The organism is Acinetobacter sp. 742879, from assembly GCF_000588535.1.
GTDB lineage: Bacteria > Pseudomonadota > Gammaproteobacteria > Pseudomonadales > Moraxellaceae > Acinetobacter > Acinetobacter pittii.
In genome coordinates, this window is sequence record NZ_JFYC01000006.1 from 125,649 (window position 1) to 146,765 (window position 21,117).

Consider the following 21,117-nt stretch of genomic DNA (forward strand, 5'->3'; position numbering starts at 1 on the left):
ATTTAAGCTTTAACAGTACTTACACGAGCAAAGCCACCAATACCGGCTTTACCGCTGTTGCCATTACTTTCAGTAGTGTGACCAGCTTCGCCAACAACTAAAGTCATGTACTGAGTTTTTTCGGTTGAATTCGCATATCGACAAATGAGTAATCCACCACTTGCACCACCCCCACCAAGTGCCCAGCCATCATCTCCTACACCATTAGCACCATCACCACCAGCACCCCAATTTGATACTGGACTTACTGATGCGCCGCCTTTGTGGTTAGTTTGGTTTGCAGCTGTACCAGCGTTACCAATCTTTCGTGAAATTTCGGTAATGCTTGAAGTCACAGTGATTACACCTGCTAAACCACCTGCACCATTTGAGAAAGCACTACCATTCGACCACTGACCACTGGTACCGCCCTTACCGCCGCCAACAACCGCCAAATCAAGTTCATTTAAACGTAAGCGTGTATCTGTACCACTGGTCCCATGTGCCAATGCTCCTAACTCCCAGACACTGCCACCACCAGCACCACCAGCACCAACCAAAATGAATTCTTTTTGTTCTTTTGGTTGAATTGGAATGATATAAACACCTGGTACTGTGTAATCGCCGTTTCCATCGTTTAATGTTTCTGCAGCTACCTGAACAACTGACCAATTCACAGTACCAGAATACCCTATCCGGTTTTGACCTGAGCGGTCCCAAACTTCATATGAAAAACCCTTTTCAGCACGGGTAAGCTGCCATGCTTCATGTGAGCTTTCTGGTGTTAAATAGATTGCATACTTTGAATCACGTAAATCAGTAACTTTGCCACCTAATTCAATTGTTGCTGAGCTACCAATATTTACACCTGCGCCAATCAATTTTGGATATTGAGCATCTAAGGTTTTCTTGAAATCGATTAACTGCTGTAACATGTTTTTGGAACTAAGATCTAGATCATCAATCTGATGTTGTAAATCATCATCTTTGGCTTTTACATCTTTTTCAAATGCATATTGGGGGTGCGGATCCTCATGCTGATTATGTTCAGTCATGAGTTTACGAATTAACGCACCGTATTGTGGGTGTGGGTCTTCATCTGCACTATGCTGATTCATCAACATCACAGCAATTGGTGTGTTTGGATCAATCTTGATAGTTACGTTTTTTAAATTAACGTCAGTTAGAACAAATCCAAATGTAACAATGGCTACTACGTTTGCATGTAAAGACATGATGGATTGAGCTTCTGTAGTTGAGGCCACCGCAAGTAAAGTACCATCTGATAGGTAAATACCCATCTCAAACACTTCCATTGTTAAAGTTGGCTCAATACTCATCACAAAACGCAAAGTACCAGTCTCTGTATCTACACCACCACCATTAAGAGAAAATCTGGCTAATTCATTTTTAAGCGAAGTTAGGTTTTTCGCTTCAACTGATGCATCAAATTTGCCGGTACCAACAGCAAGATGAGTAAGCTCCCCACCAAAGCTAGCAACATCGCCTACTTTATTTAAAGCATTACGACCTGCGTCAGTTAAAAAGAAATTAATAGCCATAACCCACCCATATGATTTATTGATCTATGGTAGTTACGGCAAAAAGGATCTGTGGGGGGCAGTTCCACAAAACTAATCATTTTCTTTTTCGGCTGCTTCTCTTAAAGCACTGAATCTTGACTTACGTTCAGCTTGTTCACGGCCTTCTGGTGTATCGTCAGTGACATTTACAGTTTCGTAAGCTTCAGTGTAGTGAACGTTTTCTAAGAATAAGAAGGCAAAAGCATCACCCAAATCGGGCGACTTAATTCCCATCCGTTTCATTTCATCTTTACTCAAGATTTTGTAACGTGCAAAGTCATCAAAACGGTATGGAACGTGAATTAATTGGTCTTTAATTTTCACGTTGTGTTTCTTCGTTTTCATTTTAAAACGACCACTAGCGATTGCTCGAGCTAAGCCCACATAAGCTAACGAACGTTTATTCGTAAACTCTTTTCTATTGTCATTACTAAAACATTGTGAGCCCCAATAAACAGGAACGTAGAAAATACCTTGCTTTTTAAGATACTGACCTAAACCTTTACCTGCCCCGTTGTCATCTACTACCAAGTTAGCATTTGGATACTGTAAAAGTAGCTCATTAATCTTTGCGAATAGTTCTAAGATATCATCTCTGTTTTTGCACAAAGGTATATCTACAACCTCTACACGGCGTGCACGTTCTCCCCATTGGGATTCACCCCAAACTTTAGAAACAACAATTACAGAATCGTCTCGGCCAACACCACCACCAACGTCTACCGTAATGACATAACCAAATTGATGATCCTCAAAAATCCTCGCGCCAACATACATTTCTTCTGTTTGACGTTTAGTAATTAAGAACTCATCAGATAAGTCTGGGAATTCACCTAGAACACGGATCTTGTACTGAGCATCTTCCCGGCTTCCATACTTTTGCCGTTGTTCTTCTAAAGATTGCTTACTAACAAGTGGTGACTCTTCCCCGTTAAATGTTAGAGCAATCCAAACACCACCAGCTCGATGACTTAACTTGTGATGAGTCTCATAGAACATACCCGCATTACGGGTAGGTTGCGACGTCATTACAGCACGGTTGTCTTCGTGAGTTAGTGCACCAAACGCTACATCAAGTACAGCATCATCTACACCGCTGGCCTCATCGACCCAGACCATATAGTTGTCGCCGTGGTTACCAGCTAAGTTCGTGGGTTGATGTTTAGGTGCTGTCTTAGCAAAGACATACCATTTTTCTTTGTAGCCTTTGATGTAAACGAGTTCAGACTGGTACCCAACATAATCAGCAAGCCAAGCCAAAGGGCCTTGCTTTAATCGTGCTAGATTGATACTAATTTCTTTCCAGACTTGTTTCTTTAACTGCCCAATTTGCGGAGCAGTAAACATCATGATTGATTCATCAAAAAACAAGAGATGCCATAAGGCAACAATACCAGCACTGGCCGTTTTACCAGTGTTGTGTAGTACTAAGTCATCTTCACCTAAGAAAAATGGATCTGGATCGAGTACAAAACCGTAATATTTGCCTTCACCAAGCTCGGCAACCGATGTGATTTTTAAAGGCTTATGTTCACCATCTATAAGCCTATAAGATGCAAATTGTTCTCTATTTTCTGGCTTTAAGTTCAGGTATTGAGAAACAAGTAATTCAATCTTGTCGCCCTTGGACCAGCCGTTACCATCGTATAAGGCTATTAAGCAAAGGATGTGGGATTTATTGAAGGTATGAGCTTTAGCATTCTCATATTCAAACCGGTACATTTCTTGATAACCGGTTACTGTTTTAATTACCTCTAGTTCTGTTTTACCATCTGCAGCAAGGATCTTGTGATTTAAATTAATCCGCTCAACTGGGATAAATTCCCCATTGGCTAATTTGATTAATGTCCCTTTACCAAAACAACCGTGACCTGAAGCTACGGATGTACGACTACCATCAAATGCAATAGATTCAAAAAGTAATTCTTGTTGCCATGTGGGTTCGACACCTAATGCTTCTACGGCGAAAGCATAGATGTCGTATCGATAACGCTCACAAAGTTCCCACCATTCGGGAATTTCTTTTAATGGTGCCAAAGCCATACCGTAAAAACACCATTAACTAAAAGATTGAAAAAGGAAGCATTGTTGGATCTACAGCATCTTCTTCAAACTGATTCCCTTCAGTAATCGAAAAGCCATTAGCAATTTTTGTACTAGCCCAAACTGCTAACAGGATTGCAATGTGGCCGTTGTTTAAGCTGCTGCTATCAAATTCCTGCTGAAGGCCGTTTTTATCGACCTTACGGATTTCAAGTACGTTCTTAGGGTTGTACTGGTTTAGCTTAGGCTCTATTTCAATTAACTTTGCTCTGTAACGAGCTTGGTAAATTGAAATCACTTCTTCTAAATGCTCTTTAGCATTGAAACTTAATTGCCAGTTCTGTACTTGGTCAGGTGAGTCAGTAACAACAACCGTTTGATCTCTTAAATCACTTGGTACAGGTAAATTTGAATAAACGGCTGTTTTTTGAATAACAAGCTCACCAGTATCTGCAAATGCGGCTCCAATGAGACGAATTGGTTGATCAGAAAACCCAGCAACACGGCTGTCTATACGAATAATTCCAGACATTACTTGTATCCCTATCGCCGTTTGCGTTCTAACTTGGTTTGGCATTCAATGCAGAATTTCACGCCACCTAAAGCACGGCGGCGCTCTGGTATTTCTTCACCACATTCAACACATTCTTTTTCAGATTCGCCGTCAAAACGGCATCGATTTGCAATTTCTTGCTGCAATAAATAATCAGCACTTTCTTGTGCCTTATCGATTAAGTCAGTCATCTATACGCTCAACTGTTATTTCACCTGTTTCTCTATCACCCTTCACACGCTGGTGATCGAGTGATGTGTACTGATCAGCTTGCACTACAACTTTGTCGTTGATTGCTGGCTGTTCCGTTGCTGAGCCGTCAGGTTCATAGCCATTACCTGTGTTTTGGTCGAAAGGACCACCGAAACCGATGACGTTAGGTGTATAACCCACAAGCTGAATATCTACAGTTGAGATAGAAAGATTGATTGCTTCGCTTGGGACTGGTGATGGAAAAAGTTCATTTTCAAAAACAGTGAATGTTGAATTAACTACATGATCATTCCATTGCTGAAATGGCACATTAAAACGACGGTTATCATTGCTAGACATGTACGCGCAAAATTGCCCAATGACTGAACGTAGATCGTTGGGATTGGTGGCAAAGAATGCGATTTGAGCACGTATAGTTGTTGGCACCAGACTTACTTTTCCCCGCCTCTCCTCAATTACCGTTTCAACAAAATCTGGTACTGGAAGTAATTGATTAACATCAGGGGGTTGATCTGTTAACGCTGTTGCAGTGAGCATTACGGGTAAAAGCACTTTCGATACATCATCATGCTTTTGGCTTTTTCTGTATTCAGATAGCATTGCTTCTGAATCGTCCATCATCCGTGAGGGACATGCTTTTATAGCATTGCCAATAGCTCTCAATTTCCAGTCAGCTGTTAATTGTGTCTCAGGCATATACCAAGCACGAAAATTGACAAGCTGCTTATACCAAGCGTTTTGAATGCTTTTAAGCGAATCATTGGGGTAATTCATTATTACCCCCATACACTAAAGATACTGCCAAAAGACTTTTTCGGCTTTTTAGCTTTCTCTTTTATGCTTGGCTGATCCATGGACTGCAAAATTTGTTCAGCTTGTTGTTGAACCGAATCAAAGCTCATCACAGGATTTATCATTCCCGTATAGAGTTCTTTTTTGCGTTCTTCTCTAAGTTGTTGTACGCGTTTTTGCTTATCAACTACTTCTGATAATTCACCAACTAAACCCTGAGCATTACCCAATTCATTTAAAAGGTGAATCTGACTATTGATATTGTCGTACGTTTGCAAGATTTGATCTTCAAGCAATTGAGCAATAACAATTTCAGATTGTGATAACTGTGAAATATCAGTTGCACTATCAAAGCAAGAAATTACACCCTCTGGTTCTTCAGGAACAAATAAACCATCAAATAACTGACCGTCACCTACATTACTTGCATAGTTAGGTTGTGATACATAGTCAAAACCAAAAAAGCCAGTAGGAATAAGACGGCCACCTATTCTCTTATAGTTAACTGCTGTGCTGAACCCACCTGCTTGTGCGGCATATTGTCTTAACGCAAGTTCACCTGGTTCATTGTCAAAAAATTCTTCTTGATGCTCTACAGTCCCATCTTGTGAAGCACGTAATTGAATAGTTTTAAGCGCAGGGGCTAGATATACCAATTTACCTTTAATCGGAACAGTTTCAGGCGGTACCATACCGTAACGCTGACGAATTTGATGACCGTAAAAACCTTGTAAAGAGTTAGTTGCAACCATTTCTTGTACATGATTACTGTTAATCAAGTTGATCATTACATCAACATCGACATTACTTCGATCAACACCAGTATATTTACGGCATCGATCATGTAAGTTGTAAGATAGAACTTTCGTCTTTCTATTTTTGCTAGCCATAAAAAAGCCCCAATGCTGTGATTGAGGCTATTGTTTCAGTTGTTCTATAGTTGAAATTTAATCAGTTCCAAATCAAATCTTTTTATCAAACTCAATCAATTCCAATAGTTTGTCATGTTGTTTATCTTCAATAGTTGCATCAAAGATGTATCCACTTTTAAGTGAGATAAAAACATCATAAAAGCTCTCATAAACCATGCTGCCTCTATGATCACTTTTGGAGACTTGCATACAATCCATTTCAGATAAATCAATTAATTGAGAACAACCACGCTTTCGACAAAAGATATTTAATCGCATACTTCATCCATTTACTTAGCAAGAGTGTCTTCAACACCACGAGCACGGCGCTCAGCTGTACGCTTATTAAATTCTTCTAGCGCACTTTCCATGTAAATAATGGCTTGTTTGTTGAACTCACTTGGGAACTTTTCATCCAAGGTTTTAGTACGGTGAATAAGCACTTTTAGCAATGCTTCACTAGTCACCCCATTCACACCGTGTTCATGAATTGGGCCATCTTGAAAATGAAGACTGATTTCAAAATCTTTTGCATTTTGAGTTTCAGGATTTGCTGAAATCTTATAGTAATGGCCTTGAGCATAAGTTGTAATGCCCTCTACCACTTCCCCATTTACAACTTTATCAATTTCTTGTGGTTCTAATTCTTGGTTTGCATATCCTAAGAAATGATCAATTAATAAGTTTTCTCCTTGACCATTGATTGGTTCTGCGATTCCTACTAAAACATTTTCTTGAGCTTGTTGCATATAAAAAAGTCCTGATCTAATGAACAGGACTATGAAATCATTTTGTATTTGAGCGCTAACTCAACAGTTCCAATCGAATTAAAGGAAGTTATAGACGGCATAAGGCTTAGCTGCTATTGCAGCTGCAAAGCTTGTTGCACCTAAATCTCTATCAAATGCCATTGAGTGAACTTTAACGACAATATTGGCTGGTACTAAACGCCGTAATATCGGTGACAGCTCTACAACTTCATTTGCATCAACAGTTTTATCTAAAACAATTCTAATCCGACTTGTTAGGAAATAATTAGGCTTTTCAAAATCAGACAAATAGGCTGGATATTCTTTTAGCTTTTCCAAGCTGTGCCATAGCCTGATAATCTGGAAATGATCTTTCCCCCACAACATTCGTAAAACGAACTCTAAAAACGCTAATCCTCTTTTATTACCCATGCTGCTCCAATTGGCATAGATAATTCGCATTAACGTGTCAGAGGTGTTATTTCGCCGTAATACAACAAGTCCGTTTTGTTTAGAGAACCGTTCTACAACTGTTTTACTACCGATATGAGGACAACCATAATCCAATAAATCTTGTATGGACTGCTCAAAGTTTTGTGCAAATACTTGTTTAAATGCTTTAGCAAGTGCGGTTTGCAAACCCGTACTTACATAGTGTTCATCAAGAGGCTGGGTAAAGCTTATAGGGTCCATGTAGCCCCCGAAATATCAGCGGTGCGTTCCAATTCAACAGTGATACTGTCTTTGGTCACATATACCCACTCATTAGGCTTATTCAACTCATTTGAAAGCATAATGGTAAAGTCACTCATCCGATCTTGGAATGCCACAATATTGTCATTAATCAGCTTCCCCATTTCTTGAGTATTAAAGCCATTAACCAGCCAACGACTTGAGCTCAATGATTCACGTCCATATCGCTCTACTAGTAACTCTTTGATCTGTGTTTTAACCATATCCGTATTATGAACAGAAGCCAAAGAACCTTTAATTTTTACTTCAATTGGCTTTTCTACAACTTCATGTACATTCACTTTGCCTTCATACAAGTTATCGCAATAACCAATATACCGACAGATATCTTGTTCTAATGTTGCTTGTTCAGCTGGGTTCTTAGCAACCACCACAAGGTTTAAATGATTAATGTCACGGTATGTGATAGCAAAGTGTTGCTCTTGCAGCGTTTCATTCCAGACAGAGATAAACTGAGCCCGTTTCATGAACTTTTTACGTACCGCATAGTCAAAGTTGCCGAGAAATACCGCATCATCATCGTAAAGTGATGGATAGCTTGATAATAAGCGTAATTCCGATACAGCTAACGGATCTACCCCCTCTCTTATCAGTCCACCAGCTTTAAAACGCACTGATACCCGCTGTTCATCATTAGTAAGTACATCAAGTAAAGCAGCATCCTTTAAACGATTAGCATCAACTTCACCGTAAGTCTCAAGGATACCGATTGTGACCGTTTCATTGGCTTGTAGTGTACGACCAGCTCTTTCAGAATCGCCAAACTCAATAAACAATCTTCTTAGATTATCTGTAGTAACTGTTACAGCATATTCACCTGGTTCAACATTCATCCAGCGCGGCTTAATTACAAAGTTATTATTGCCCTGCTTAATCGAAATGTTTGCAAGTGAAAGGTCCTCTAAAAGATCTATTCGATATTTATGGAACCCTTCTGTAACTGGTACAACATACTTAATTTCACGGTATTCACTTTGTTCTGCTATTACTTCCGCCGTTTCACCAGCTTTAACTGTAATTGATTGAAGAAGCCGCCAAACTCTACCGCCACTATGATCTTCAATCATTCGCCCTTGGCTTAAGCTCACTGCATTTGTTGAGCGGTTGATAATTTCTATTAAGTGCTGACACGGTGTACCTATAGGCAAAATGCCTTTATTTGTAGCATCCGCAATAATTGAGCGGTCACGTGTTTTGGTAAATGGTTCAATTGAAGCAATATCGATTTCTGGACCAAATGCAGTCAAAAAACTAGCCATAGAACGCAGCTGGTGAACGACAAGTGGATCTTGAGCTTTATAGCGTTCCTGAATCTCATAATCATCTATCGCTGCTTGGAGCTGGGCTTCAAAATCAGCTTGCGTTAATGTCATATGTCTCACCTGTTACTGATTTACCCAATCGGTCTGCTACTTGGTTAAGATCTATATTCACATTCATGATGCTTAAATGAATATGAACCGTCTCAAATCCTTCGGTTTGTGAATACAGGGCTAATTGGTCAGAGTTAAGCTCAGATAATATTGGTAGATCCTTTTTCATCTTAATAAGAAAACTATCTGCCACCCTCGAGTCTAAAGGTGCCATTAGCAAATCATAAAGAGGTGCACCAAAGTCAGAACCATACTTCCCATTGACCGGATGATTAAGCCAGTACTCAACCATGTCTAAAATTGTTTTAGATGTGATCATTAAGAAGTTGCTCTATTACTGAAAATCATCAAAAGCTTTACTAGTATTGCAGTGCCAATCTGATAAGTTGAAAAAATGGTGAAATAGATTATGAATATCCATAATGAAACGCTTAATGCATCAAAATATGAAGCAACGTTATAGATTCGCCAATCAACAAGAATAATAGTGATCAATACACATGCCATACTTATGAAATACATATATCTGATTTCTTTAAATAAGAGGCTTATAGGCACATGACGGAATTGTTTAATATACGCAGCTTTATTCTTGCTATTCCATCCTGTAACAACGGAAAGATAAGCTAAAAATGCAATAATTAAGACAATATCAATACCGATTTGAATTTGCATAAAAAACACCCTTAATAAGAACTGTATTAAGGGTATTGCTTTTGTATATATGTAAGCGTGAATGGTTCCATATTTGAAAATAAGAAATGCATGGATTATTATATATACAAAGCCCGCTCCACTTATGACACGAGAACGTATAGGGTCATAAGTGTAGGTTAGAAGATGTCGCAACCCATCTCTAACTACCGGGCTTTTTTTAATGCACTTCAAAAGCTGTAAGCAGCCATGCATTACTACCTTCTCGCTTAATCAATGACGCTTCATGCGAATTAAATACAATATTTATTCTTGTAGATAATCCACGTTCTGTACGCCGTTGTGTACTACCTTGAGCGATTGTTTGCACAATAGTATCCACAAGCATATGCACAACTTCATCATATGTCATGCCATCACTTTCCATACGGCGCTTGATAATATGCTTAATGCCCTGTTTATCACTGCCATACTCAAAATCCACCCAGCCTAAATCATTACGATACATAGCTCTATGCACTGTGGTTTTTTCCATAATGGCTTTGTTCATTGCAGCTTTACCACGTGTGATATTTGCTGTAACTGATTTGATTGGACTCGCACTATCAAATTCAGGCTTTCCCAGATCGGATTGACCAGCCTCCGAACTTATACCAAGTTGCTGCTTTGCTTGTTCAATTTGTTCTTTCAGCTGGTCACGGTGTGCTGATTGTTTAGCTAAATCTTCATCAAGCTTTTGCTCTTGTTCTTCGACCTCTTTAATTTTCTGATCTACAGAAGTACGGCGCGGCGGTAAGCTTACTTTTTCCCGCTTATTTTGTTCTTGGATTTTAGATTGTGCTTCACGGATAAGTTTAGCGACACAACTCACGGCGTTTTCAAATGTTGGTTTATAGTCATCACTAAAATCACCAGATAACACAATAACTTTGTCATTAAGCTCTGCCTTCACAACATCTGCTAAAGCACGAACATAAAGTGTGAGCGTAGCGCCACCTGAAAAGAAAAATGCAACTGGTAAAACGCTAACACCAGCAACACGCTTAATTTTGCGAAATTCTGGTGTAACGATGGTTTGGCCTGTTGCTTTTTCTAATGCCGATTGAATCTTTTTAATGTATGGAGTAGTAGCTGTAACAGCTGCAAGATTAAGACTGCCCATAAAAAATAACCTCATTTATATAAGGTTATTTTCAAGTGTCGGAAAAGATTGAAATGAGAAGAGTTCCAGTCAAAAAATTTTTAATGTGATGAATAATATAGATTTCACATTTCTATAATCAGTTTTATTCAGAATTGACATGCTTGTAAACTAATGAGGCTTTTACAACAAGTTAATCTCGGAATATATAATGAATAAATTCAACTTCAAAAAATTTGGTGGATCCATATTTGTTGGTATTGTCACATTTTTAATATGTACTATTCTTAGTGATCAAATTTTCCCTTGGTTTACGGCTCAAGGAGTTAAATACTCTAGTACCTTTAACACTCTAGTCTTTATCTCTGTTTCCACCCATGATCTAGTTGCCTTGCAACAATCTACTCACTTGTTAGTGGCAATATTTTCCTTATCTTTTTTTATTCTACTGTTTGCTGGAACTTACTTAGTTATGCTCTACTTTAGGAAAGAATATGAGGATTCAAAATCTAGACTGTATGAACTTCAAGGCAAGGTCTTAAATGCAGAAAAAGAAAAAGTGAAAGAAGAAATTACTTCAGAACAGCTTCTTCAAAAAATCAATACCTCGATAAATGACGCTGAAAAAAGTGACAAATTTTTTAATAAGTTTTTTATAGCAGCAAAGTATCTTCTACCAATTTTTATTATCTTTTGTATTTATAACGCTACGTATGCAACAGTAACATCCAAGTACGTATATGAATCAATTTCTTACTTTGATTATCTCTTAAAGGTTAATGCTGCTAGTTTAGATGAACAAACTGAGCGATCTTACATGACTAGATTTACTCAAATACGAAGCAGTCAAGATTATAAGAAAATTATTTTAGAGCTTGAAAAATTAGCCTTATCCTGTGGACGTTCATTCGTTCCTAACCCTACTGTGAGATCACAAGAAGATGTACATAAAGACCATCCTAGCTCTAAATCTATAAATGCACTTGATAATGAAGAGTAGCCATGCAACACACTAAAGTTTTTTAAACACTTTCCAAAAAATAAGCCAGCTAACTCGCTGGCTTTCTTATACATGGAATTCAAATTTAGAAAATTTATAGTGATATTAAAAATAACTCATCACTATTAGTTTATTAAATTGTGAAGCACAAAATTTACTGTCATCTACTTTATATGAATCACGCAACCATTGAGGTACATTTTTAAAGTTATTAAAATCAAAAGTAGAGGGAATTTTATTCCAAAACTTTTCAATCGCTGAAGCCAATTCTATCAAGTCTCTATCTGAGATGATTAAATCTTCATGATCATAATAATCTGGAATACTAGAAGTAGGACTATTTGGATCAAAATCACGAATATACTTAGGATATTCTTTTTTCAAATCATTGAATGAATTACCATTTCCATGCTTATAAACATTCACTATCAATCGAATTGCTTCTAGATCTTGATAAAAATCTTCTTGTTTGATATCCCACCCAAGCCCTTTAAAAAAAGAAAATATTCGGGAATTACCAGGTTTCCAAAGTTCTAGTTTAAATGATTCTCTACATTTCCAAAATCTTGATTCTCTTGTTAGCCAGACTCTTAAATCCTTTTCCCATTTATGATAAAGCCCTGAAAGAATGGATAATCTTGTGTGATCTTGTAGCTCATATAAATTTAAACCATATTCAAGCCCAATGTCGTTTGCTTTCTCGTATATATCAGCTGGATCATCATAATCAGGATCAAAAGGATATTCGTTATTCTCAAGCCAATCGTTTGCGAACTTGTCAGCTTCCTCTTCAATATTTTCAAACTGAGACATAAGCTTAGAAACACCCTGCTCAAGGTAAAACTTATGGTTTTTAATTAAATAATTTCTCTCGACTCCCCACATTTCTAAAATTCTCATATGTTGCTTGTTCACCCAAAACTTATCAATTCTTATTAATAATAATACTTTATGATTATAAATGTTAAAAAAGCCAGCTTAATAACTGGCTTTTTTATTTGGGGAGTCCAATTTAGACATCTTAATATTTTGATAAGCCCTTATCGATTAACAGTTTCGAAAGGAAAGCGTTTTAAGACTTTACCAAGTTCAAGCACCTCATCTTTATGAAGAAAATCCCATAAATCATTAAAATTTTCTCTAAGTTGCACAACATTTACTGGAGTGTGGTGTAATGAATGTTGCTGTACAGAAACTGCGCCGTTTTCTTGAATTGAGACCCAAAAGTTTTTAGGACCAGTTGAAGATTGGTACTTTAGCTTCTCGCTTACCTGCTGTGCAATTTCATAAGCCAACGGGTTCTCAAGAGCTGGATAACGTGCAGCTAGATTCTCTACAAACTTCTCTAACCGTTGTAACGTATCTGTTTCAGTCGGAGCTAATTCTTGAAGTGGTATCGTTTCAAGGTACTGCTTCGCATCCTCATAATGAATTGAAAGCAATTGGCTATATTTAGTTATGCCGAAATGTCTGTTATGACGTATCCACATTGAAATTCTTAAACTTCGATCCCTTCCTGCACGGCGGTCAACTATTTCGAGTAATCTTTGTTGTTGCTCTGGGGAAATGGTTAGTCGCTTGTTTATTGCATGGCCTTGTATCCAGTAGTTCCACAAAACATCATCACATTCTTGTTGATACATGATTACTGTGTCACGAATCTCAGGTTTAACTTTACCTGGCATTATTGAATAGAACCAAGCGGGAAGTTTACGCAACAATAAACAAATCATTGTTTGTAACCCACCATTGGAAGGTATTGTGATTTCCACAATACCTTTTTCAAATCTTTGTTTTAATTTAATAAATTGGGATGCCCAATCCATCCCCATACCATCAACAATAGGTTTCATCGGGGTATAAGGTTGTCCTTCATGTTCAACAATGAAGAGTTCGGTGCCATGAAATGACACAATTTGCGGTATATATGATAGATTAGACATATCAATATCCTTTCCAAACGGTTGTTGATAAAAGCCCCGATTTTGATCCGCCAAGATTGTTCGGGGCTTTTTTGTCACTAAAAATAGTAACATTGACACAAATATAGTGTATAACTAAAATTAGTGTCAATGATTATTTTAGGATCAGTCATGAGCCGTGAGAAACAAGAAGAATGGAAGCGTACGCAAATTCGTATACCAGAAAATCTTTACGATGAAGTTATAAGATACGCAGATAAAAATGATCTATCTTTTAATTCAGCGATGCTTGAATTAATGGAAAAAGGTTTGCAGTTAAAAACTGATTTAGGAGAAATTGTAGAAGAATTTTCTCAGCAAATTATTCAACAAAAACACGTACGTGAAGAATTAGCCAAAAAATATTTACCACATACTCGAATTGAAAATGCTGCTTATAGTGAAAATGAAGGTTTTATTGCGATTAGATATAAAGAAAGTAATACAACTCAGAACTGTAGCAATCTTCTTGATTATTTAAATATGCCTGAATGTATCCAAGTAGTTCTATTTGCAACTTCAGACAAACCTAATAATGGATATAGCCGAAATGATGGACCAGAGACAAATTTGCCTTTAATGGGAGCACTTGCTCTAGTAGAACTCCATAATCAAAAAGCATATGTAATTTTTGATGGATTATTTTTAACAGCTCAGCGCTACCCTAGATATAAAGAAGTTAAAGCAATATTAGATTGCTCTATAAGCTCTAATAAAGCTTATTTCATCAATGAACCAGTACCATTTACATCAAGTTGGAATCCAGTGAATGCTGTTTCACAATTAATTCACTACCCTAAACAAAAATTAACTTTAGAAACTCGAAGTCAATACTACCGTTTACTAAGCCACTATTCTGAAAAAGAATTTGAGGACATATATAATTCATGAAGACAATTAAAAGGGATTGATTACCTCAATCCCTTTGAAAAATTACAAGCAACCAGGTTCGTTACCGGATCTGCACTCTTGCATATCTTGTAATTCTTTAATTCGCGTTTCTGTCTTTTCAACTAAACATGCATTATGTACAAATGGGTATAAAGAGCCCTTTAGAACAGGTGAAGATTGAAATTGGCAATCTTTTTCTTTGTATTGAATCCAAGCTCTTTGAGCTTCTTTCAATTGAAGTTTCTCTGTTGGGCTAAGCTCCTTCATATAATTTGCATAAACGGTATTAATTTTCTGATTGGCAGAATTCAAAACATTTGATGAGCAATTATTTAAAGCCGATTGATTTGGCAAATTTGAGCATTTATCTATTCCAGCAAAAGCAACTGAACAAGTAATAGTACTCATAATTAAAAAAGTAATTCTCATGAATTTATACATCTAATTTCCCCATACCTATCCCACCAGTTAAAGCATGTGCTAGGTACCTATCGTTAACGTTCTGCGAAATATTACCACTACTACCATTAACAACAACGACTTCTTGAGGATTAGGCGTATTAAGTGGCTGCTTAAATGGTTGAACAGTAGTATTAAATTGTGTCTTAGGTTTTGAATTAACATTTGGTGAATTTTGAGAAGTTGGAAGAATTGCTGGTTTAGTAGCTAAAACCTGTTTAATTGATTTTCTAGATTCATCTAACCTATTTGAGAAAGATATTTGTTGTTTGTTATCAACTCCAACCTTGTTAATTTCTTCAGATGGCTTATGTAAATTATTAGATTTAGAAATTGAATTCTTAATAATATCTGCTTCAGCATTCCGACGCTTAGAGTTGATTCCATTATTATGATGCTGAAGATTTCTAACAGAATTAGATATTTCTTCAACATTACCTGTTTTTACAGCCTTAACAACACTTTTTGGTAATGCACCATAGTTGTATGCAACAGAAGTTAAAGCAGCTTGAGTGTCCATAGGTAAGTTATCCCAAACCTTTTCTCCAACCTTATTCCTTGCTTCAGCTGCAAATATTCGTGTACGGCGGGCTAAATCCCTTTCAGCATCTGATTTTTTGACCTTGGTATTTGCAGTTACCTTTCTAATGTTACCCTGTTCATCTGTCACTGTATCACTACCATATCCCACACGGTGAGCATTCACATCCCAATAGGCAGTATCATTGTATCCTTCGAATTTACGTAACAAACTACTAGCTCTTTCTACAGTATTTTTACCTATCATTTCCAAAGCTTTAGTATTAGTTGCTCCATAAGCAGCTACATTTTTATTTGCACCAAAGCCTGGCTTATAAACGCCTTGACCGATTCCCCAAGTTGGAACGCCGTCATGGAATGGATTAAATCGATTAAATTTATCCTTAATGAAATCTAAGGTATCACCTGCAGTATCTTTAACGCCGTCTACAACTTTTGAAGCAGTGCCTTTCGCCTGATCAAAAGCATTAGATGCATAGCTTACAAATCCCTTCCAAGCAGTATTAATGATATCTGGTACATTTGCAGCAATTAATGAATCCGTCCATTCTTTAAAATACGGCGCAACTGCGGTACCAAGTTTATTACCAATCCAAGATCCAGCCATACCACCAATCAAGGTACCAGCTGGGCCAAATATGGATCCTACCGTACCACCAATCACGCCCCCAGCAAGACTTCCGACCGTACCGCCCTTTTCTTGAGTACTTTGTTCATTCCAATCTAACAATGATGCACCAGCAGCCAATGCACCAATTACAGGCAAACCACGGCCAAACTTGAGAAGTTTACCCAAGCCCTTTCCTAATTTCCCTACACCTTTCTTTCCTTTACCTAGGGCACCGCCTAACAGCCCACTACCAGCTGATAGGGCTGTAGTAAGTAATTTCCCTATAGAGCCAAGCAAACCGCCTCTAGAAGCTAAATTATCAGCTATACGCTGCAATAGTTTTATTTGGTTGCGGTTATGATTTTCTTGTTCTCGCGGTAAAGGTTCATTCCGTTTTCTACTTCGCATAAAACCTGTTAATGGTCGCATGGCTAAACCAGCAGCACGGCGTACAGGTGAAAGTAAGTGACCAACTTCATTTATTGCATCAACTGTAGGATCAACACCTTGTGGTGAGTTCGGCATCACACCTTTTACCGCCGTGGTAATAGTTTGTGCAACTTTGCTAATAGCGGATTGGTTTTTAACATCATCTTGATTAGAAACAAAACGCCCTTTCTCATCACGTTCTGGTGTTGATGAGCTTACGATCTTACCCAAATCTTCATGACTATTAATTTCTATAGCTGGCTTTTGTACCTTAGGTTGGTTGATTCGTTCTTTATTTGCTGAATTAAGGTCACTAACTGATTGCTCTAATACATCAGCAAAGTCTTTCACAAACTTGTCGGCTACAACAAAAGACTGCGTGATAGGATTTGCTTTTTCTTTTAATAAATCTTCAAAGTCTAAAGCTGGTCTATTATTGACAGCATTAAGCATCTTTTGAAATTCAGTCAGTTTTGGCTGAGGCTTAGCAAACTGGGCTTTTTGCTCTTCAAAGCTTTGAGTAAGTATTTCGATAATCTTTTCAATATTTGAATCAATCGTACTTACTTTTTTTTCAACTCGTTTCATACCGATGATAAAGCCAAGATCATCGTAGGATAAAACTGGTTTATTGTGATTTAAATCTGTCATAACGAAAAATGCCCCATATTGATATAAGGCATTTTGAATTATAGATATATTGTGAAAATTTAAGTGTTCCAATTAATGATCAAATTAAAACTTAATATTTACAATATAATTTTCAGGATGCAAAACATCTAATTCTACGTCATATCCTAAATCAAGAAGAATTTGTTGAAGTTCAATAACAAGAGCAACTGATGCTCTTGATTTTAATACAGGAAAATGAAGGATCTTTTCCCCTTTTGAAGCTATAGTAGAAATTACAGAACCTACTTCATCCTTAAGTTCTTCAATAGTATATTGTTTTGCTACTTGTGAAATTCTAGCAGCTTCTGAAGCTGACATAATGCTCATATTTAACTACTCTTAAAAAATAAAAAATTAAACACATTTCTAATATAAAATGCATTTTGCATTATAGTTAGTATTTTAATAATTATTTCTATAGATCTTATTATAATTTAAATATTATTCATCAGTTTAATCATCAGGCTCTACTTCACCAGCTTCGACAAGCGCTAGCTTACGCATAAACGCCTCTTCTTTTTTCTTTTTCATATTTGCTTTAGCTATTGCCATTCTTTCTTCAGCACCCGAAATAACAGAACTACGCCGTGCTTGAACTTCTGACTGGTCTTTAAGATCATCTACATCTAAGCCCCAGAACATTGCTTCTGTCTTGGCAATGTTAGAAATGCTGATACTTTGCTTAACGTTTAAATCTACAACCTGACATATAAGTCCCATCTTGAATTTAACTAGCGCTAATTGTTCTTCTGTTGGGTTATTTAGATTCAGTACTTCATCTCTAATATGAATAACACTGTCGATTGTATCAGTAATTAACTCACCTAATTTGTGAGCTCTTATACGGTTATTTTTTACAACTAATGCGGACTTTAAATAGTTCTCATTGACTGAAGAACTACCGCCGTTGGATTGACCGTTATTTTTGGAGTTTTGACTATTAAATTCAGCTATATTTGACGTTTTTTTGACTGAATTTTGACTATTACTTTTTTCTTTATTTTCAGATTCTTGTGACACATCTTGACCATTGTTTTTATTGGTCAATTTTTTAATCTCTTTATTGAGTTCTCGGGCAGTCTTCTTGACTAGAGATTTAGCTTTCTTTTTCCATTTTTCAGCAAGTGCTTTACGGCGTACTACTGATGGTGAAGGCATCTCACAACCGAGCTCTTCACCAACATGATCAACTAAACCTTGCCATGTAATCTTAGGTGAAGATTCATAGACTTCTTTTAGTCGGTTCCAAATTTCTTCCGAATATTCAATCTTGCGTGCCATTTGTGTCTATCCATTACTCTGTAAATAGACCTATTTGTTTTACTTCCGCTATAGCTTGTTGCTGTAAAGAAGCCTTACTAAAACGCTTTTTATTTTGAATAAGGTCAATCAATGCCTTTTCTTGTAAATCGTTTTCGTCACGTTGGAAAACATCATCAATAGCCATTTCTAGGTTACGGATTTGTTTAGCTCTATTTTGTTCACATTCACGAACAATGAGCATTAAAGCTTGTAATTCAGGTAATACTTTGTCTTGAATAGACTGGTCTTGAGATAAGCAAGCCTGAATAAGCTCTTTTGAAGCAGTTAGTAACTGTACAGTTAAAGCTTTTGGAAATGACGTTATGTGTTGTGCAGCGGCCATGCTTAATTGAAAAGCCATAGCTTGAGTATATTCACTCATCATATCGCCTAGACTATTAAACAAAATACCTGCTACAGAAGCAGTTTTATCTAGTTCAGGCTCAACAGTAAATCCAAGTACCCAATCAGAAGACACACCATATTTTTGGCATAGCACAGATAATAATTCTGCATCTGGCATTAATTTCCCATTTTCGATTTCACTCATTCGATTCTTATGTGGTGTACCGAATATCTCTAATGCTACGTCTTCTTGACGTAATTGAACCATGTCACGCGCCATTGCAAGTTTTCTACCGATAAGTACTCGACGTTGCAAATCGCTCTTTTTCGCCATTTAAATGCTTCTCCCAGCTAACCAATCAAAATCTACAGTTTTAGATAACCAATCAGTTTCATCTGTAAAAACACAAGAAAGCCAGACACAACCATCTTCACATGGTTCTGCCAGCTTAATTTGTTCACTTATGAAAATATTGTCATCTTTGAATAACAAGCCATCACCTTTGACACTATCAATAATAAGTTTGGGATAGTTATCAATATCAAATCGCGGATATGTCTTAGCGCTGTAAGATCGAGTTTTAAGTGGGGGTTGAACAATTAATCGTATTTCACAAAGTTGATCGATAGCTTTTAACTTAAGTGCTCTAAACATAGGTCCATATTGTTTTTGAACCTTGTCTTTATACTTTTTAGCACCTACTGAAAGACTATTTCTTTGCTTTCCATTCTGATCAATTGTAGCCCGCCAAATCTCGTTAGCGCTTAATCCATAAGGCAATTTGATTGTGATGTATTGCTTACCAGAAATGATAACACCGCCTGTGCTTCCCCTATATACACTATTTTCACCTTCATTTTCTTTTTCTACATGGCATGGGAAAAACACGTGTTTAGATGAGCTAGATTTTTGCTTTTTAACTTTGTCATTACCTGATGAAACACTGAAATCTTTAAAGAGTTCCTGTCTTTTATTATTTGAGAAAAACTCACTCCACTGACGGCGACTTTTATTATTGGGCATTATTTCGCCCCAACTGCATCAGCAAATAAAATTTCATAATTAAAGCCCTGCAATCTTAGAAGAACTTTAATTATGATTTTAAGATTAAAAACTAATTTTGACTGGTTCCATTAATTATTTAGTAGAAAAGAAGTAGATGCGCTAAAGAAGTGGATATGACATTGATATACAACCTGAGTGTTGTAACCTCTCAAAGCTTCTATATTATTTTTACTAACTAGCAATTCAATTCTAGGTTTATGATCGCTAATTTCATCAATCGTCATGTTTCGACTATCAATTGCAGGAGCTAGATCTGGACAGAACAACTTAATATTTTCCAAAGTATTTTCAAATAACATAAAACTTAGAAAAGAATTTTTATTGAGATTAAAAGCAAAGCAAAAAAATTCTTTCGGCAATGCTGGGCCATAATCTACAAAGCTACGATCAGATAACAAGCAAATTTCCTGATCATAAGAATGTACACCAACATAGATTCTCTTTTTATTAATATCTAACCATGCATCAATAATTAATTCACCTAAATATCCTTTTGGCATTTTTACGGAAAAAAAAATAAATATTATCTTCAACCATTGAATGTATTTATCTTCAGTTATGTTTAACTGAGATAATACATCTGGGCTAACATGTATATTTTCCTTTTTTATTTTTTGAAATTCTCTTAATGCATGAGTATCTGTAGGACTAACCGTTGATAATTCACCAAAAGTGTTAAGGCACTTTTCAATACAGAACGGGTTTCTTATAAAATTCATCATCTTACAAAAAACCAAGTCTTTAATTTCTTCAATTGTTATTGCCTCATTTTTAGCAATTTTATCTAGAATATTATTTGTAAATTCTTCAATTTTATCTTCATATTTTCCAAAAAAAGCTTCAAAATTATTTCTAGTTCTATCGGAAAAAACATCGAAAGTATATAAGTCATTAAAGCTTAAGTTTTTTTCAATTTTAACTCCTAAAGGGTTTACTAAATTAAAAGTCAATTCTTCCCTATCATCAATTTTAAACTTATAAATCCTTCTTCTCTCCCTTGGCAAAGTTGGATCAATACAATTTAACTTTTGCTCAACTTGAGAAATAAAATGTTGATTTCTAGTTTCATTATTAAACATATGATTACCCCAAAAATTT

General features: G+C 36.6%; 24 protein-coding genes. 2 read left to right on the plus strand and 22 right to left on the minus strand.

Annotated elements, in window-relative coordinates; all coding sequences use genetic code 11:
- Positions 1–2 precede the first annotated feature (2 nt).
- The 13 genes from J690_RS13675 to J690_RS13725 all read right to left on the minus strand — a co-directional run bounded on the left by J690_RS13675 (position 3) and on the right by J690_RS13725 (position 10,765).
- Positions 3–1,541: a phage tail-collar fiber domain-containing protein gene (locus tag J690_RS13675; RefSeq protein ID WP_032036436.1), complete on the minus strand. Its 1,539-nt coding sequence runs from the start codon at positions 1,539–1,541 to the stop codon at positions 3–5.
- Between the two features lie 72 nt (positions 1,542–1,613).
- The gene (locus J690_RS13680) at positions 1,614–3,605 is read right to left on the minus strand and encodes a terminase (RefSeq protein WP_032036437.1); all 1,992 of its coding nucleotides are present in this window, start codon (positions 3,603–3,605) and stop codon (positions 1,614–1,616) included.
- Between the two features lie 19 nt (positions 3,606–3,624).
- On the minus strand, positions 3,625–4,137 hold the full coding sequence (locus J690_RS13685; protein ID WP_032036438.1) for a hypothetical protein: 513 nt from the start codon (positions 4,135–4,137) through the stop codon (positions 3,625–3,627).
- 11 nt (positions 4,138–4,148) lie between these two features.
- Entirely contained in the window at positions 4,149–4,349 is a 201-nt protein-coding gene (locus J690_RS13690) for a TraR/DksA C4-type zinc finger protein (protein ID WP_016145592.1), read from the minus strand.
- Positions 4,342–5,145, minus strand: a complete 804-nt coding sequence (locus tag J690_RS13695; RefSeq protein ID WP_032036440.1) for a hypothetical protein — start codon at positions 5,143–5,145, stop codon at positions 4,342–4,344. Before J690_RS13695 ends, J690_RS13690 begins: the two co-directional genes overlap by 8 nt.
- Before the next feature lie 2 nt (positions 5,146–5,147).
- Positions 5,148–6,053, minus strand: a complete 906-nt coding sequence (locus J690_RS13700) for a hypothetical protein (RefSeq protein ID WP_032036442.1) — start codon at positions 6,051–6,053, stop codon at positions 5,148–5,150.
- A 72-nt stretch (positions 6,054–6,125) separates the two neighbouring features.
- The gene (locus J690_RS0104420) at positions 6,126–6,353 is read right to left on the minus strand and encodes a hypothetical protein (RefSeq protein WP_032036444.1); all 228 of its coding nucleotides are present in this window, start codon (positions 6,351–6,353) and stop codon (positions 6,126–6,128) included.
- Positions 6,354–6,364: 11 nt separating this feature from the next.
- Positions 6,365–6,823: a hypothetical protein gene (locus J690_RS13705; protein WP_032036445.1), complete on the minus strand. Its 459-nt coding sequence runs from the start codon at positions 6,821–6,823 to the stop codon at positions 6,365–6,367.
- A 78-nt stretch (positions 6,824–6,901) separates the two neighbouring features.
- Complete coding sequence (locus J690_RS13710) at positions 6,902–7,516, minus strand: hypothetical protein (protein WP_032036447.1); 615 nt, start codon at positions 7,514–7,516, stop codon at positions 6,902–6,904.
- Entirely contained in the window at positions 7,504–8,949 is a 1,446-nt protein-coding gene (locus J690_RS13715) for a hypothetical protein (protein WP_032036448.1), read from the minus strand. Before J690_RS13715 ends, J690_RS13710 begins: the two co-directional genes overlap by 13 nt.
- Positions 8,930–9,268, minus strand: a complete 339-nt coding sequence (locus J690_RS13720; RefSeq protein ID WP_000633139.1) for a hypothetical protein — start codon at positions 9,266–9,268, stop codon at positions 8,930–8,932. The genes J690_RS13715 and J690_RS13720 overlap by 20 nt, the downstream gene beginning before the upstream one ends.
- A complete protein-coding gene (locus tag J690_RS0104425) occupies positions 9,268–9,624 on the minus strand; it encodes a hypothetical protein (RefSeq protein WP_032036450.1) in 357 nt (118 codons plus the stop codon). The genes J690_RS13720 and J690_RS0104425 overlap by 1 nt, the downstream gene beginning before the upstream one ends.
- Before the next feature lie 199 nt (positions 9,625–9,823).
- The gene (locus J690_RS13725) at positions 9,824–10,765 is read right to left on the minus strand and encodes a putative barnase/colicin E5 family endoribonuclease (RefSeq protein ID WP_032036451.1); all 942 of its coding nucleotides are present in this window, start codon (positions 10,763–10,765) and stop codon (positions 9,824–9,826) included.
- Positions 10,766–10,955: 190 nt separating this feature from the next.
- On the opposite strand from J690_RS13725, the gene J690_RS24595 reads away from it, so the two are divergent.
- Positions 10,956–11,744, plus strand: coding sequence for a hypothetical protein (locus J690_RS24595; protein WP_228133001.1), 789 nt, complete (start codon positions 10,956–10,958; stop codon positions 11,742–11,744).
- 105 nt (positions 11,745–11,849) lie between these two features.
- On the opposite strand, the gene J690_RS13730 is transcribed toward J690_RS24595, so the two are convergent.
- Together J690_RS13730 and J690_RS13735 are read right to left on the minus strand one after the other, a co-directional pair.
- Complete coding sequence (locus J690_RS13730) at positions 11,850–12,644, minus strand: hypothetical protein (RefSeq protein ID WP_032036453.1); 795 nt, start codon at positions 12,642–12,644, stop codon at positions 11,850–11,852.
- A 140-nt stretch (positions 12,645–12,784) separates the two neighbouring features.
- The gene (locus J690_RS13735) at positions 12,785–13,687 is read right to left on the minus strand and encodes a phage antirepressor N-terminal domain-containing protein (RefSeq protein WP_032036454.1); all 903 of its coding nucleotides are present in this window, start codon (positions 13,685–13,687) and stop codon (positions 12,785–12,787) included.
- 150 nt (positions 13,688–13,837) lie between these two features.
- Here J690_RS13735 and J690_RS13740 point away from each other — a divergent pair, with 150 nt between their 5' ends.
- Positions 13,838–14,596 (plus strand): hypothetical protein, encoded by a 759-nt coding sequence (locus tag J690_RS13740; protein ID WP_032036456.1) that lies wholly within the window; start codon positions 13,838–13,840, stop codon positions 14,594–14,596.
- Between the two features lie 42 nt (positions 14,597–14,638).
- Here J690_RS13740 and J690_RS13745 read toward each other — a convergent pair whose 3' ends face one another.
- The 7 genes from J690_RS13745 to J690_RS13775 all read right to left on the minus strand — a co-directional run bounded on the left by J690_RS13745 (position 14,639) and on the right by J690_RS13775 (position 21,098).
- Positions 14,639–15,037 carry a lysozyme inhibitor LprI family protein gene (locus tag J690_RS13745; protein WP_032036457.1) on the minus strand — a complete coding sequence of 133 codons (399 nt, stop codon included), beginning with the start codon at positions 15,035–15,037 and terminating at the stop codon, positions 14,639–14,641.
- Positions 15,030–17,285 (minus strand): glycoside hydrolase family protein, encoded by a 2,256-nt coding sequence (locus J690_RS13750; RefSeq protein ID WP_032036458.1) that lies wholly within the window; start codon positions 17,283–17,285, stop codon positions 15,030–15,032. The genes J690_RS13745 and J690_RS13750 overlap by 8 nt, the downstream gene beginning before the upstream one ends.
- An 84-nt stretch (positions 17,286–17,369) precedes the next feature.
- Positions 17,370–17,624, minus strand: coding sequence for a hypothetical protein (locus tag J690_RS13755; protein WP_171073735.1), 255 nt, complete (start codon positions 17,622–17,624; stop codon positions 17,370–17,372).
- 135 nt (positions 17,625–17,759) lie between these two features.
- The gene (locus tag J690_RS13760; RefSeq protein WP_032036461.1) at positions 17,760–18,587 is read right to left on the minus strand and encodes a hypothetical protein; all 828 of its coding nucleotides are present in this window, start codon (positions 18,585–18,587) and stop codon (positions 17,760–17,762) included.
- A gap of 13 nt (positions 18,588–18,600) precedes the next feature.
- Positions 18,601–19,287: a helix-turn-helix domain-containing protein gene (locus J690_RS13765; protein ID WP_032036462.1), complete on the minus strand. Its 687-nt coding sequence runs from the start codon at positions 19,285–19,287 to the stop codon at positions 18,601–18,603.
- The gene (locus J690_RS13770) at positions 19,288–19,977 is read right to left on the minus strand and encodes a RusA family crossover junction endodeoxyribonuclease (RefSeq protein WP_032036463.1); all 690 of its coding nucleotides are present in this window, start codon (positions 19,975–19,977) and stop codon (positions 19,288–19,290) included.
- 110 nt (positions 19,978–20,087) lie between these two features.
- The gene (locus J690_RS13775; protein ID WP_032036464.1) at positions 20,088–21,098 is read right to left on the minus strand and encodes a DUF4238 domain-containing protein; all 1,011 of its coding nucleotides are present in this window, start codon (positions 21,096–21,098) and stop codon (positions 20,088–20,090) included.
- Between the last annotated feature and the right edge of the window lie 19 nt (positions 21,099–21,117).

Coding starts and splice junctions, on each gene's coding strand:
- J690_RS13675 (WP_032036436.1), bottom strand. CDS start 1,541: ATGGCTATTAATTTCTTTTTAACTGACGCAGGTCGTAATGCTTTAAAT.
- J690_RS13680 (WP_032036437.1), bottom strand. CDS start 3,605: ATGGCTTTGGCACCATTAAAAGAAATTCCCGAATGGTGGGAACTTTGT.
- J690_RS13685 (WP_032036438.1), bottom strand. CDS start 4,137: ATGTCTGGAATTATTCGTATAGACAGCCGTGTTGCTGGGTTTTCTGAT.
- J690_RS13690 (WP_016145592.1), bottom strand. CDS start 4,349: ATGACTGACTTAATCGATAAGGCACAAGAAAGTGCTGATTATTTATTG.
- J690_RS13695 (WP_032036440.1), bottom strand. CDS start 5,145: ATGAATTACCCCAATGATTCGCTTAAAAGCATTCAAAACGCTTGGTAT.
- J690_RS13700 (WP_032036442.1), bottom strand. CDS start 6,053: ATGGCTAGCAAAAATAGAAAGACGAAAGTTCTATCTTACAACTTACAT.
- J690_RS0104420 (WP_032036444.1), bottom strand. CDS start 6,353: ATGCGATTAAATATCTTTTGTCGAAAGCGTGGTTGTTCTCAATTAATT.
- J690_RS13705 (WP_032036445.1), bottom strand. CDS start 6,823: ATGCAACAAGCTCAAGAAAATGTTTTAGTAGGAATCGCAGAACCAATC.
- J690_RS13710 (WP_032036447.1), bottom strand. CDS start 7,516: ATGGACCCTATAAGCTTTACCCAGCCTCTTGATGAACACTATGTAAGT.
- J690_RS13715 (WP_032036448.1), bottom strand. CDS start 8,949: ATGACATTAACGCAAGCTGATTTTGAAGCCCAGCTCCAAGCAGCGATA.
- J690_RS13720 (WP_000633139.1), bottom strand. CDS start 9,268: ATGATCACATCTAAAACAATTTTAGACATGGTTGAGTACTGGCTTAAT.
- J690_RS0104425 (WP_032036450.1), bottom strand. CDS start 9,624: ATGCAAATTCAAATCGGTATTGATATTGTCTTAATTATTGCATTTTTA.
- J690_RS13725 (WP_032036451.1), bottom strand. CDS start 10,765: ATGGGCAGTCTTAATCTTGCAGCTGTTACAGCTACTACTCCATACATT.
- J690_RS24595 (WP_228133001.1), top strand. CDS start 10,956: ATGAATAAATTCAACTTCAAAAAATTTGGTGGATCCATATTTGTTGGT.
- J690_RS13730 (WP_032036453.1), bottom strand. CDS start 12,644: ATGAGAATTTTAGAAATGTGGGGAGTCGAGAGAAATTATTTAATTAAA.
- J690_RS13735 (WP_032036454.1), bottom strand. CDS start 13,687: ATGTCTAATCTATCATATATACCGCAAATTGTGTCATTTCATGGCACC.
- J690_RS13740 (WP_032036456.1), top strand. CDS start 13,838: ATGAGCCGTGAGAAACAAGAAGAATGGAAGCGTACGCAAATTCGTATA.
- J690_RS13745 (WP_032036457.1), bottom strand. CDS start 15,037: ATGTATAAATTCATGAGAATTACTTTTTTAATTATGAGTACTATTACT.
- J690_RS13750 (WP_032036458.1), bottom strand. CDS start 17,285: ATGACAGATTTAAATCACAATAAACCAGTTTTATCCTACGATGATCTT.
- J690_RS13755 (WP_171073735.1), bottom strand. CDS start 17,624: ATGTCAGCTTCAGAAGCTGCTAGAATTTCACAAGTAGCAAAACAATAT.
- J690_RS13760 (WP_032036461.1), bottom strand. CDS start 18,587: ATGGCACGCAAGATTGAATATTCGGAAGAAATTTGGAACCGACTAAAA.
- J690_RS13765 (WP_032036462.1), bottom strand. CDS start 19,287: ATGGCGAAAAAGAGCGATTTGCAACGTCGAGTACTTATCGGTAGAAAA.
- J690_RS13770 (WP_032036463.1), bottom strand. CDS start 19,977: ATGCCCAATAATAAAAGTCGCCGTCAGTGGAGTGAGTTTTTCTCAAAT.
- J690_RS13775 (WP_032036464.1), bottom strand. CDS start 21,098: ATGTTTAATAATGAAACTAGAAATCAACATTTTATTTCTCAAGTTGAG.